Here is a 12,995-nt window from a genome sequence, read left to right on the forward strand (position 1 = left end):
CGCAAAATAATCACGTCTTATTAGATGTTGTAGTTTAGCTATTTCTGATCCAGGTGGGTCCTGCCCTTACCTCTGGAATTTGATGTGAAGTATTATTTGCAACAATAGCAACCTTGCTATTGATTTTAAGAGCCAATTCTACAGTAGCATTGAACTCTAAAGTAAATTTATTAGTTAAAGCCAGTACTACCGGAATAACCTTGGAATCAAAATTATGATCTTGACCAGCAACAAGTGTGGCTTTAATTTGATATCCATTATCGGTATGCTGGTGAAGATCTAAAACAACCAGATTATATTGACCGGGTAGTCCATCAGAATCATCTTCGGTTGGAATTTCATCCTCATTCGCTAAAAACCGACCTTCTTGTGAAAGAAACTTTTTAACGCTTTCAGCATCAATATCACTGTAATAACGAATACTTAATTGTGTTTCGTCATTCTCTATTACCTCAATGGTATCGACACCTAAAACCTGTAATTTTTTAGTTATTACAGCCAATATTTCATCATGGGCAGTATTTGAAGCTAATTCCACATCAGCAAATTCCAATGAAATTTGTTGATTAGAAGCTTTCTTTTGCTCTTGACATAACCCTAATAGGGCTAGAATAATAAATAAAGTACTTACGCACCATTTTGCATTCATGCGGCAAATATAAAAAGAAAAATATGCTAGGTAGTATATTTTTTACAATATATGTACCTGAAGCCTATCTTCTTAGAAAAAGAAACCCTCTGCAACAATGTCACAAAGGGTTCAAATATGATTTAGCGGTATTAACTACAGCTCTAAAAGTCCGTTAGTTTTACTTACACCAGCAGCACTTTCCTTCATTTTAGCTTTTTCAGCATCACTTAAAGGTATATCAACTACTTTCTCTATACCGTCTTTACCTAAAATTACAGGAACACCTATACAGATATCTTTAAGACCGTATTCACCATCAAGTAATGTAGAACAAGGGAACATTTTCTTCTGATCGCAAGCAATTGCTTGTACCATAGAAGAAACTGCTGCACCAGGAGCATACCAAGCGCTAGTACCTAACAACTTGGTCAAAGTTGCACCACCTACTTTAGTATCATCCGCTACTTGTTGTAATCTCTCTTCTGATAAGAATTCAGACACACGTATGCTATTTCTGGTTGCGTGAGATGTTAATGGCACCATACCGGTATCACTATGACCACCAATTACCATACCGTCTATATCAGAAATAGGAGCTTCCATAGCCTCTGCTAAACGATACTTAAAACGTGCGCTGTCTAAAGCACCACCCATACCAATTATTCTATTCTTTGGTAAACCAGTAGTTTTATGTACCAAGTACGTCATGGTATCCATAGGGTTACTAACTACGATAATGATGACATTAGGTGAATGCTCTAAAAGATTGCTAGAAACCGTTTTTACGATTCCTGCATTAATACCGATTAATTCTTCTCTGGTCATACCTGGTTTTCTTGGAATACCAGATGTAATAACTGCAATATGGCTATCCGCAGTTTTAGAATAATCGTTTGTGCTACCTGTTATTTTGGTATCAAAACCGTTTAATGACGCAGTTTGCATTAAATCCATTGCTTTACCTTCCGCATAGCCTTCTTTAATGTCCAAAATAACCACTTCTGATGCAAAATCTTTAATGGCAATGTATTCTGCACAACTAGCACCTACTGCACCAGCACCAACTACTGTAACTTTCATTTATTATTATTTTATGAATTATTATATATAAAATGGAATAGCCATCTTATGTGTATTGAATTTTCACTTCAAAAATAGGTATTTATTGACGAATTATGCTATTCGCCACTTGATTAAATTAACTGAAAAAGTGATTAAAAACATCGATAAAATGCACATTTTGTTAAAAAAAATTGCGCTTTAACGAAGAAATCGTCAAATAGTGACCATACATCGAATTTTAATAATAAGCCAAAACTAGTCACGTTAAATACTATGGATCCCAAATCCACCATAAAATTAACCTACTTATGACTAAGAAGTTCCTCTCTTTGTTGGCCATATGTGCCATTGTGTTTCTTGCGAACTGTTCTCGCATTGAACAAAACACCGATCCCATCATTGGAATTTGGTCACAATCCGATTTGACCGTAACCGAAAGCTCTTCTAAACAAACTATTCGTAAAGAATGGATTTTTAATGATGTCTATCTTGGTAGATATCATGAAATTGAAGGTTCTACCATTACCTTAAAAACAGACTTTAACTGGTCTAAACAAGACGATGTTTATACGGTTGAGTATAAAGGTCTAGAAGGAAAGCCCAATAATATTATCACCATAAAATCTTCTGAAGAGAATGTTTACCTTCAAAAGAAAGATGGTGCCACCTTGGCAATAAGGGAATAAACGATTTTAACAGGGCCATGGGAAAAAGGCTGTCCGGAGGGATCTGGGCAGTCTTTTTTATTCCTATGTGTTCTCTATTTGTTGGTTGTCGGAAACAAGAGAATTCAAGTTCAAGTTTAAAAATCAAGGTATATCAAAAGCCTGATTTATCTCAAAATCAATACTATTTAGCATCTCTTAATACAACGCTGGAACAGGGATGAACCCAAAATTCTCAATACTTGATTTTTAAACCTTGATATTATTTACTTCTGATTTACCTAAAACCAAAGTTTATACCTACAGTAGCAGTATTGAATTCTCCTAGATTATATTCAGCATTCAGCCTAAAGAAACCTAATTTTAGTTTCGTTCCCAAAGTACCTGTTACCCCATTTACTTTTTTTACGATCGAAAAAGGATCTTCATAAGTTTCAGATTCAAATGGTCCACTATTAACTCTATACGTTCCTAAAACATCTGTTACCGACTTACCAGTAATATAATTTACACCTCCATAAAAATTAATGATAGGCAACTTTGTAGATACTACAGCACCAAATGCCCAACTACTGATTTCCGCCTCTATACGTTGATTTTCACCTTCTATTAACCTGGCATTACTTAAATCATAATCACCATTGATATTCGTATACCCAATAACGGCAGAAATTGCCACTGGTAAAATTTTATCCGCAGGCAACAATTTCGTAAAATCGTGTTGTATACCTAAGCCAAATAGTCCTATAGATGCATCTTCATATTCCATTTTAGGCAAAAACCTTGCTTTAATTTCAGTTCCCTTTATAACACCAACACTTGCTTGCAAATAACCCGATGGTACAAAGTCGATATTTTCACCTGCCAAGCCCGATGGCAGCTCAAATGTTTCTCTAACGGTTACCCCCAATACCTCACCTTCTACATATACTTGAGTTCCTGAAATATCCCCTAAAGCCGTGGATACTTCCCTAGCCACACCTGGATTCTCTACAAAATCTAAATTCTCATAATCACTGGGATCTAGGATAAAAGTTTTCTTATCCTCCTTGTTCTTAAAGCCCGTGATATTACCTATGATAGAAATTTCAAATCCGCCCAAAGGTTTTGCATCCGCAGTATTATACCACCCGGTTGACATACTGTACACCACACTTTCAGAGAGTGGTGCCATATAATCGGTCGTAAATCGTTCTGCATCTTCAACTCCGGCAGCTAGTACATTATTAAAATCTGCCTGAGCAACAGTAGTTAAACATGCCCCTAGAAAAACACACGTAAATAAATTCTTCATGATTCAAATTTTACCTAAAACTAAAAAACCTGCGCCGTAGACGCAGGTTTTTGTTGTGTAATAGGTATTTTCTATGTGTCAATGTTTGCATAAACAGCATTCTTCTCAATAAATTCTCTTCTAGGTGGTACTTCATCACCCATAAGCATTGAGAAAACACGATCGGTTTCAGTTGCGTTGTCTATCGTTATTTGGCGCAATGTTCTGTATTCAGGATTCATGGTTGTATCCCATAATTGTTCAGCGTTCATTTCACCAAGACCCTTATATCTTTGAATACTTACACCACCACTGTAGCTATCTGCAATTTCATCGCGTTCTTTATCACTCCAAGCATATCTCTTTTTCTGACCTTTTTTAACCAGATAAAGAGGTGGAGTAGCAATATAAATATGCCCATTCTCTACCAATTCTCTCATATAACGGAAGAAGAATGTTAAGATCAAGGTTTCAATATGGCTACCATCAACATCGGCATCACACATGATGACTACCTTATGGTATCTTAACTTATCTAGATTCAATGCTTTACTATCCTCTTCTGTACCAATGGTGACACCAAGGGCAGTATACATATTCTTAATTTCCTCGTTTTCAAAAACCTTATGTTGCATGGCTTTCTCAACATTCAAAATCTTACCTCGAAGCGGTAAGATCGCTTGGAAATTACGATCACGCCCCATTTTAGCGGTACCACCCGCCGAATCTCCCTCAACTAGGAATATTTCGCACTTTTCTGGGTCCTGCTCAGAGCAATCTGATAGTTTACCTGGCAAACCACCACCACTCATTACATTCTTACGCTGAACCATTTCACGAGCTTTAGAAGCTGCATGTCTAGCCTGCGCCGCAAGAATTACTTTTTGTACAATGGTCTTAGCATCATCTGGATGCTCCTCAAGGTAATCTGTCAACATTTCAGATACTGCCTGACTCACTGCTGCAGAAACCTCACGGTTTCCTAATTTAGTTTTTGTCTGACCTTCGAATTGCGGCTCAGAAACCTTAACAGACACAATTGCCGTTAAACCTTCACGGAAATCATCACCTTGAATTTCGAATTTTAATTTATCCAACATACCAGAAGCATCGGCATATTTTTTCAGGGTAGAAGTCAAACCTCTTCTAAATCCTGATAAATGTGTACCACCTTCATGAGTATTAATGTTATTTACATACGAGTGAAGATTCTCAGTATAACTAGTATTGTAAATCATAGCAACCTCAACAGGAATATCGTTTTTCTCCCCTTCCATTGCTATGACCCCTTGTATTAATGACTCACGGTTGCCATCTAAGAACTTAACAAATTCCTTTAATCCTTCATTGGAAAAGAATGTTTCACCAACGTATTCCCCTTTCTCGTCTTTCTGACGCTTATCGGTAATACTAATAGTAACCCCTTTGTTCAAGAAAGAAAGCTCGCGCATTCTATTTGCCAAGGTTTCATAACTATATTCAATAGTTTGGGTGAATATGGTATTATCCGGATGAAAAGTAACTTCTGTACCCCTATCTTCGGTCTCACCTATTCTCTTTACCGGATATAAAGCCTTACCACGTTCATATTCTTGTTGCCAAATTACACCGTCCCTAAAAACCGTAGCGGTCAAATGATCAGAAAGAGCGTTTACACACGAAACACCAACACCGTGAAGACCACCCGATACTTTATAAGAATCTTTATCGAACTTACCACCGGCACCGATCTTGGTCATTACAACCTCAAGTGCAGAAACACCTTCCTTTTTATGTAAATCTACAGGAATACCCCTACCGTTATCTCTTGTAGTTATGGAATTATCTTCATTTATGATAACGCTAATGTTATCACAATGACCTCCCATAGCCTCATCAATAGAGTTATCGACTACTTCATATACTAAATGGTGCAAACCACGGACCCCAACATCACCTATATACATGGATGGACGCATACGTACGTGCTCCATACCTTCCAAGGCCTGAATACTATCTGCCGAATAATTTTTCTTATTTGCTTCTTCGCTCATAAAATTAAGGTTGTTTTACTTCAAATTTTGCAATCTTACAAATATACGCAATACCCCATGAAATATAGCCTTCCTAGTAATTGGGCAATGGCAAGTTATCAACAATTATTGTGGAAAATTAGAGATTCCATCCTAAAAAACAGAGCTACCTAAAGTATCAATGTTAGGTAAGGTTGTATTGAAAACATTAAATAATACAACCAAGACCTCATTTATAGATATCAAATGACCGGAACTACCTCTTAAATGTGCAAAATGCCTTAGAAATGATACACCCGGTCAACAAAACTTCTCAAAATTAACGGTAAAAAAATCAATGTTTGCGTTATTGATCATAATGGGGATTTATTAAGATTTCCTTTACATGTGGTCATTAACTTAGAGGTATAATCTTAAAAACAATATATCATGAATGAAGAACAATTTAAAGGAAAGTGGAATATCGCAAAAGGGAAACTTAAGCAAAAGTATGGTGACCTTACAGATGATGATCTAACATATGCTGAAGGTAAGTCTGATGAATTACTGGGAAGAATACAAGAAAAAACCGGTGAATCAAAAGAAAAGCTAAAGCAGATGATCAATGACATCTAAGCAATGATGAAACAATTCATAAAAAAACAAACCCGTCTAAAGAATTAGACGGGTTCTTACAATAAGTATTAATGACTAATTCAAACCCTATTGCTTAATGTATGCATCATCATGAACAAATGCAACCGCTCTACCAGACGGATCGTTCATGTTCTTGAATGCTTCATCCCATTCTAGAGCAATTTGAGTACTACAAGCTACAGAAGCTTCTTGTGGTACGCATAACGCAGCAGCGTCTGAAGGAAAATGCTCTTCAAATATGGAACGGTAATAAAATTCTTCTTTTGATGTAGGTGTCTGTAATGGAAATCTAAATTTAGCGTTCGCCAATTGCTCATCGCTCACCTCTTGGTTTACCACTTCTTTCAAAGTATCTATCCAACTATATCCAACTCCATCAGAAAATTGTTCTTTCTGTCTCCATGCAACACTTTCTGGCAACATATCTTCAAAAGCCTTTCTTACGACCCACTTCTCCATACGCTCACCGTTGATCATCTTATCCTGAGGGTTGATACGCATGGCAACATCCATAAATTCTTTATCCAAGAAAGGAACTCTACCTTCTATTCCCCATGAAGCCAAAGACTTGTTCGCCCTTAAGCAATCATACATATGCAGCTTACTTAACTTACGTACGGTTTCTTCATGAAATTCTTGTGCATTAGGTGCTTTGTGGAAATATAGATATCCGCCAAACAACTCATCTGCACCCTCACCGGAAAGTACCATTTTAATACCCATAGATTTTATGACACGCGCCATTAAGTACATAGGCGTAGAAGCTCTAATGGTGGTAATATCATAAGTTTCCAGGTTATACACTACATCTTTTATAGCGTCTAAACCTTCTTGTATAGTAAATTTAATTTCATGGTGTACGGTTCCTATATGATCAGCCACCTTTTGTGCAGCAGCCAAATCTGGAGATCCCTCTAGACCCACCGAGAATGAATGTAATTGTGGATACCACGCATCTGCAGTATCTCCACTCTCAATACGCTTTTGGGCATATTTCTTAGCTATTGCGGAAGTTACCGAAGAATCCAACCCGCCAGACAATAATACACCGTAAGGCACATCAGACATTAATTGTCTATGAACGGCAGCTTCTAAGGCTTCTTTAATTTCCTTAATACTGGTTTCGTTTTCCTTAACCGCATCATACTCCATCCAATCCCTGGAATACCATTTCTTGAGTTCACCGTCTGAACTATGCAAATAATGCCCCGGAGGAAATAACTCTATTTTAGTACATGTACCTTCTAAAGCCTTTAATTCTGATGCTACATAGAAAGTACCATTTTTATCCCATCCCATGTATAATGGAATAATCCCCATATGATCACGAGCTACAAAATATTCGTCCTTTTCCGCATCATAAATTGTGAAACCAAAAATTCCGTTCATTTCATCAATAAAATCAACACCTTTTTCTTGATAAAGCGCTAATATAACTTCACAGTCAGACTCCGTTTTAAAATCATACTTACCTTCAAACTGCTTACGTAATTCTCTATGATTATATATTTCACCATTGGCAGCCAATATCAATTTACCATTAGGACTCAATAATGGTTGTTTTCCAGAAGCTGGATCTACAATTGCCAAACGCTCATGAGCTAAAATGGCTTTATCATCAGCATAGATACCACTCCAATCCGGACCTCTATGTCTAATCTTTTTTGACATTTCTAAAAGTTGAGGTCTAAGTACTTCAGTACTTTCCTTAACATCAAATGCACATACTATTCCACACATAATCTAATTATTATATCAATTATGATACAAATATCTAGTTATAGTTTCAATTAACAAACATATATCTCAAATATGCTTACAAATTGTAATTATAAAATTCATTTTATATTATATATGATAGGTTTTAGAAGCAATTAACGTTCTAAATATGGCGAAATGTAACTTTCCAAAATTTAACTTCTTTTTATAAATATCACTGTAAGGAACTGCTTAGTTTTATGACCTAGAAAAAAACTAAACAATTATTATGAAAAAAGTATTTACACTCGCAACATTAATGTTAGCTGTAGTGATGACCACTTCGGTATCTGCTCAAGATTTCTCTGGTATTGACAAAAGCCCTATGGATATGGCTGCTTACCCAACAGATTACAAAGTTTCTGAAAAAGCGGTTCGTATTATTTACGGTAGACCTCAATTAAAAGGCCGTTCTATGGACGAATTGGCTCCTACTGGAAAGGTATGGAGAACTGGTGCCAACGAAGCTCCGGAAATTACTTTCTACAAGGATGTTAATTTTGGAGGTAAAGATATCAAAGCTGGTACCTATTCATTGTTCACCATACCTGGTGAAGAAGAGTGGACCGTAATTTTAAATAAGAATTTAAACCAATGGGGTTCATATTTTTATGATGAATCTGCAGATGTTGCACGTGTAAAAGTACCTAATGGTTCTGATAGCGCATCATTAGAAGAATTCTCGATTGCATTTAAAGATGCTAAAGGTGGTACATCTTTAGTAATGGGCTGGGATAAGACAAGAGTTGCAGTACCAATTACAATGTAATTTTAAAGTACACAGTATTAAAACAAAAACCTCGGTCTTAGACCGAGGTTTTTTATGCTTCTTTATTATCTAACAATACCATCTATAAACGTTTGTTCTGCCTTTATAGTGGGAATTTCATTTAATGGTATGGTCATCATATCTTTATCATAGATAACAAAATCGGCAGATTTACCAGGTTCTATACTTCCCTTCTCTTCTTCTTCAAAATTTGAATAAGCTGCCCAAATAGTCATTCCTTTTAAAGTCTCTTCCCTTGTCAAGGCTTCTTCCATTTGAAAACCTCCTTTTGGATATCCACTCGTATCTTGTCTGGCCACGGCTGCATAAAAGGTTAAAAACGGACTAACATCCTCTACCGGAAAGTCTGTTCCCAACGCTATAGTACCTGCCTTGTTCAATAAGGTCTTAAAAGCATAAGCCCCTTTTACCCTGTCTCCCAAACGATCTTCCGCCCAATACATATCACTGGTAGCATGTGTAGGTTGTACAGATGGAATTATACCACTTTCAAAAAAATCAAAATCATTATCGGTCAATACTTGGGCATGCTCAATTTTCCAACGTCTATCCTCTTTGCCCTGTAACACTTTTTTATATGCTCTCAACACAGCAACGTTTGCAGAATCACCTATTGCATGGGTATTCATTTGGTATTCCGACCGTGCCAATTTTTCCGCCAGAGCTTCAATTTCATCTACAGGGGTTATCATAGCACCAAAATGATTGGGCAAATCACTATACTCTTCTTTTAGCGCCGCGCCTCTAGAACCCAATGCCCCATCACCATAAACCTTAACAGACCTAACGTTCAATCGGTCGGTTTTAATTGGTCCTTTGTTTATATAATAATCAACATCTTCTTTATTATTACTGACCATTGCATAGATTTTTATGGATAGCTCACCGGCCTGCTGCAAACTATCAATAAGCTCTATGGTATTTCTATCCAAACCTGCATCGTTGACAGTAGTTAGACCGTGGTTTAAACTAATTCTTTCAGCATCTTTCAATGCCTTAATTTTATCATTTAAACTTGGTGAAGGCATAATACTATCAATCAGTTGCATAGGGTTATCAACCAAAACTCCGGTAATACCAGAATAGCCATTCTCCCATTTCTTCACAATTTCACCACCTTCCACTTTGGTACTCCAATCAATACCCGCCATGTCCAAAGCTTTTTGATTCACCAAGTAAGCATGACCGTCTACACGTTCCAATGCAACAGGAATATCAGGAAAAATAGTATCTAATTCGGCTTTAGTAGGGAATTCTTTAACCTCCCAATCATTCTGATCCCAGCCTCTACCCCTCAAAAATGATTTAGGATTTGCTGCATGAAACTCCTTAACACGTTCCAATACCTCATCAAAACTCTTGGTACCTACTAAATTTACAAGTTGTTGATTAAGTCCTAACCCATAAAAGTGGCAATGTGCATCAATTAATCCAGGCGTAATTGCCCTACCATCAGCATCTATCAACTGATCAGAGGTATACACATCCCTAATTTCATCTGTAGTACCCACAGCAATAAACTTACCGTCTTGAACGGCAAAAGCTTGGGCTTCTGAGAAAGAATCATCAACAGTATAGACCTTTGCATTTACAATAACAAGATCAACTTTTTCTTTCATGAGTTCGCAACCTGTTAAAATAACAAGTAGCATTGGAAGTAGTTTTTTCAAAATAATATAGTTAGTTAGCAACATTATAAAGCAAACATGAATATGCATGCTTCAAATAATATTGAAAACTAAGTATTTTTTCCTAAAGTTTTAAATATTTATTGTCCAGGTAGTTGACGAACACCAAAAATTTCACTGGTTCCTATTGCAGAATAACTTTCTCCTACAATTTTATCATTCTCTACGACCAATACAAACGACACACGTTTTAGCCCTTCAAAATTTACATTGAAATTAATACCATTATCCTTAACCACCACATCTTGCCCTGTAAGCATACCGGTTCCAAGTTTTACGGCAACATCATAGGAATCACCTTTTTGGGTAATAAAGAACATACCTTTCTCATAAGGTGCATCCACATTTGTCATAGTATATTTCCAAACTCCCAAAACAGAATCTGTACTTATCAAAGCTATCGTTTCTTTTGCAACAGAATTTTTATACGGATAATTTTCCGTAGTTGTAAAAGAGTACAAAACAACGCAAAGCGCTATCACCTGAACTATAAATTTAATGGTCTTCATTAATGGCTGTGTTAAACTATAATTTCTAAACGTTGATTCTCATTGATTATTACACTTATCAAGTGGTCTTTAAGCACCTTACATTTCTTGCTGTGCGATCCAATTATCTATCTTCTCTTCTAATAATACCAAAGGCAAACTCCCAGAATTTAATATCTGACTATGAAAATCCCTTATATTAAAATTGTCTCCCAAAGCTTTTTCTGCCTTAGTTCTCAATTGTCTGATCTTTAATTGACCCATTTTATAAGATAAGGCTTGCCCCGGTGTTGCCATATACCGTTCAATTTCAGCAATTATGCTTTCTTCAGATTCTGCCTCGTTATCCAAAGAATATTGTATGGCTTTCTCCTTACTCCAACCTTTTGCATGAATACCGGTATCTACCACTAATCTTATAGCTCTATGCATCTCCATACTCAACATACCAAAATATTGATAAGGGTCAGTATAAATTCCCAATTCCTTGCCTAACGACTCTGCATAGAGAGCCCAACCTTCTACAAACACACCCATACTTTCAGGATGTAAAAACTCTGGAAGACTATTGTTCTCTTGCTGTAAGCTTAGTTGAAAATGGTGGCCCGGTATGGCCTCATGTAAAAACAATGCCTCATCATGAACCATATTATACGCCTTTACATCTGGAATTGGCACATAAAAAATACCTGCCCTAGAACCATCTTTTGATCCAGGCACATACTCGGCACTGGCAGATGCTTCTCTAAACGCTTCAGTTCTTCGTACATTGAAACCTGCCTTAGGGGTTAAATTAAACAAAGAATCTATACGCACGGCTATGCGGTCATTAATGGCATTAAAATTTTCTATAACCTCTTCTGGTTTAGAAAAAGGCATTAATTCTTTCTTATTTCTAAGAGAATTGAAAAAAGACTTTAAATCTCCCGTAAACCCAATCTCATTTTTAACAGCTTCCATCTCTTTGGAAATACGATCTACTTCAGACAAACCCAATTCATGAATTTCATCTGCACTCATATTCGTAGTCGTATGTAATTTAATTAAATACTTGTACGTCTCCTTACCATTTGGCAAATCTAGCATGCCGCTAGACGTTCTACATTTAGACAAGTATTCATTTGTTAAAAAATCATTTAATTCCACATATTTGGGTGTCAACTTCTCTTGAATGAAATCTTCATAGTTACTTTTTAGAATATCCATATCTACGTCAGATATACCATCCGGAAAATTTAAAACGGGTTTAAAGAATAAATTATCTTCTAATGGAACATCTATAAAAGAACGAACTTGCGGCAACATTTTTAATGTCAATACCTTGGGCAATACTATACCTTTGTCCATGCCCACCTTCATCTTTACTATTGACGTATCTAAAAAAATAAGGTAATCCTCTAATCTACTGAGCCAGTTATTATAATCTTCTATGCTTTTAAAAGGCTGAACACTGGTACCACCTGCCAATTGCGCCACGTACAAATGCAACGATTGAATTTGAAAAAGGGGCATTAACTCAAAACTGGGCAGATCATAAATTGGTGAAGCAACAGTAACCATTGGATTCATGACACCTTCTAGTTTTACATTACAATCCCATTGCATTACGCGTAGACTCATGTAGTCTTCCGTACTGATCTGAGTGGAATCATACTTACCTAACTCCTCTAAGAAGTAGGTATACCGGTCTTTTAAATGTAAAATATAGTCGTCTGAAATGTAATTGGCTATGGTGTCATTATACTCATAATAACCAGCTTTGGTAGCCTCTATAGGATTAATTCCTTTTTTGAATTCATAAAATTCAGCAAACACCTCAGCAATTGGTCTTGCTAAATTTACTTGCTCTTTTTTTGAGGATTCTTTACATGACCCAAAAATAATAACAACAGCCAAAAACCACAGCTTACGATACATAGCATTTTAATTTATACTGAAAAATACAAACTAATATGATCGTTTTAAAACAATAGTAATGAAATACAGTTTTGT

General features: G+C 36.3%; 11 protein-coding genes. 3 read left to right on the plus strand and 8 right to left on the minus strand.

Features of this window, described 5'->3' with window-relative positions; translation table 11 throughout:
• Positions 1–34: 34 nt before the first annotated feature.
• Positions 35–649, minus strand: a complete 615-nt coding sequence (locus CSC80_RS01905) for a hypothetical protein (protein ID WP_099189400.1) — start codon at positions 647–649, stop codon at positions 35–37.
• 135 nt (positions 650–784) lie between these two features.
• Positions 785–1,711 carry a malate dehydrogenase gene (locus tag CSC80_RS01910; protein WP_099189402.1) on the minus strand — a complete coding sequence of 309 codons (927 nt, stop codon included), beginning with the start codon at positions 1,709–1,711 and terminating at the stop codon, positions 785–787.
• A 290-nt stretch (positions 1,712–2,001) separates the two neighbouring features.
• Here CSC80_RS01910 and CSC80_RS01915 point away from each other — a divergent pair, with 290 nt between their 5' ends.
• Complete coding sequence (locus CSC80_RS01915) at positions 2,002–2,379, plus strand: hypothetical protein (protein ID WP_139254388.1); 378 nt, start codon at positions 2,002–2,004, stop codon at positions 2,377–2,379.
• A gap of 256 nt (positions 2,380–2,635) precedes the next feature.
• Here CSC80_RS01915 and CSC80_RS01920 read toward each other — a convergent pair whose 3' ends face one another.
• Positions 2,636–3,652 (minus strand): DUF6588 family protein, encoded by a 1,017-nt coding sequence (locus CSC80_RS01920; RefSeq protein WP_099189404.1) that lies wholly within the window; start codon positions 3,650–3,652, stop codon positions 2,636–2,638.
• A gap of 71 nt (positions 3,653–3,723) precedes the next feature.
• Complete coding sequence (gyrB, locus tag CSC80_RS01925) at positions 3,724–5,664, minus strand: DNA topoisomerase (ATP-hydrolyzing) subunit B (RefSeq protein ID WP_071341490.1); 1,941 nt, start codon at positions 5,662–5,664, stop codon at positions 3,724–3,726.
• Between the two features lie 408 nt (positions 5,665–6,072).
• Here gyrB and CSC80_RS01930 point away from each other — a divergent pair, with 408 nt between their 5' ends.
• A complete protein-coding gene (locus CSC80_RS01930; protein ID WP_058103667.1) occupies positions 6,073–6,258 on the plus strand; it encodes a CsbD family protein in 186 nt (61 codons plus the stop codon).
• Between the two features lie 87 nt (positions 6,259–6,345).
• Here the strand turns inward: CSC80_RS01930 and asnB are convergent, their stop codons facing one another.
• Entirely contained in the window at positions 6,346–8,019 is a 1,674-nt protein-coding gene (gene asnB, locus CSC80_RS01935; protein WP_099189406.1) for an asparagine synthase B, read from the minus strand.
• 247 nt (positions 8,020–8,266) lie between these two features.
• On the opposite strand from asnB, the gene CSC80_RS01940 reads away from it, so the two are divergent.
• The gene (locus CSC80_RS01940; protein WP_058103669.1) at positions 8,267–8,806 is read left to right on the plus strand and encodes a DUF2911 domain-containing protein; all 540 of its coding nucleotides are present in this window, start codon (positions 8,267–8,269) and stop codon (positions 8,804–8,806) included.
• A 65-nt stretch (positions 8,807–8,871) separates the two neighbouring features.
• Here the strand turns inward: CSC80_RS01940 and CSC80_RS01945 are convergent, their stop codons facing one another.
• From CSC80_RS01945 to CSC80_RS01955, 3 genes are all read right to left on the minus strand, one after another.
• Entirely contained in the window at positions 8,872–10,479 is a 1,608-nt protein-coding gene (locus tag CSC80_RS01945) for an amidohydrolase (RefSeq protein WP_099191376.1), read from the minus strand.
• Positions 10,480–10,595: 116 nt separating this feature from the next.
• Positions 10,596–11,024 carry a hypothetical protein gene (locus tag CSC80_RS01950; protein WP_099189408.1) on the minus strand — a complete coding sequence of 143 codons (429 nt, stop codon included), beginning with the start codon at positions 11,022–11,024 and terminating at the stop codon, positions 10,596–10,598.
• A gap of 78 nt (positions 11,025–11,102) precedes the next feature.
• The gene (locus CSC80_RS01955) at positions 11,103–12,920 is read right to left on the minus strand and encodes a DUF885 domain-containing protein (protein WP_099189411.1); all 1,818 of its coding nucleotides are present in this window, start codon (positions 12,918–12,920) and stop codon (positions 11,103–11,105) included.
• Positions 12,921–12,995: the final 75 nt, after the last annotated feature.

Origin of the sequence: Maribacter sp. 6B07, from assembly GCF_002700155.1 — a bacterium.
GTDB classification, from domain to species: domain Bacteria; phylum Bacteroidota; class Bacteroidia; order Flavobacteriales; family Flavobacteriaceae; genus Maribacter; species Maribacter dokdonensis.

Excerpts from the sequence above, each read along its gene's own strand:
- CSC80_RS01915 (WP_139254388.1), top strand. The coding sequence starts at position 2,002 with ATGACTAAGAAGTTCCTCTCTTTGTTGGCCATATGTGCCATTGTGTTT.
- CSC80_RS01910 (WP_099189402.1), bottom strand. The coding sequence starts at position 1,711 with ATGAAAGTTACAGTAGTTGGTGCTGGTGCAGTAGGTGCTAGTTGTGCA.
- CSC80_RS01950 (WP_099189408.1), bottom strand. The coding sequence starts at position 11,024 with ATGAAGACCATTAAATTTATAGTTCAGGTGATAGCGCTTTGCGTTGTT.
- CSC80_RS01905 (WP_099189400.1), bottom strand. The coding sequence starts at position 649 with ATGAATGCAAAATGGTGCGTAAGTACTTTATTTATTATTCTAGCCCTA.
- CSC80_RS01955 (WP_099189411.1), bottom strand. The coding sequence starts at position 12,920 with ATGTATCGTAAGCTGTGGTTTTTGGCTGTTGTTATTATTTTTGGGTCA.
- CSC80_RS01920 (WP_099189404.1), bottom strand. The coding sequence starts at position 3,652 with ATGAAGAATTTATTTACGTGTGTTTTTCTAGGGGCATGTTTAACTACT.
- gyrB (WP_071341490.1), bottom strand. The coding sequence starts at position 5,664 with ATGAGCGAAGAAGCAAATAAGAAAAATTATTCGGCAGATAGTATTCAG.
- CSC80_RS01930 (WP_058103667.1), top strand. The coding sequence starts at position 6,073 with ATGAATGAAGAACAATTTAAAGGAAAGTGGAATATCGCAAAAGGGAAA.
- asnB (WP_099189406.1), bottom strand. The coding sequence starts at position 8,019 with ATGTGTGGAATAGTATGTGCATTTGATGTTAAGGAAAGTACTGAAGTA.
- CSC80_RS01945 (WP_099191376.1), bottom strand. The coding sequence starts at position 10,479 with ATGCTACTTGTTATTTTAACAGGTTGCGAACTCATGAAAGAAAAAGTT.
- CSC80_RS01940 (WP_058103669.1), top strand. The coding sequence starts at position 8,267 with ATGAAAAAAGTATTTACACTCGCAACATTAATGTTAGCTGTAGTGATG.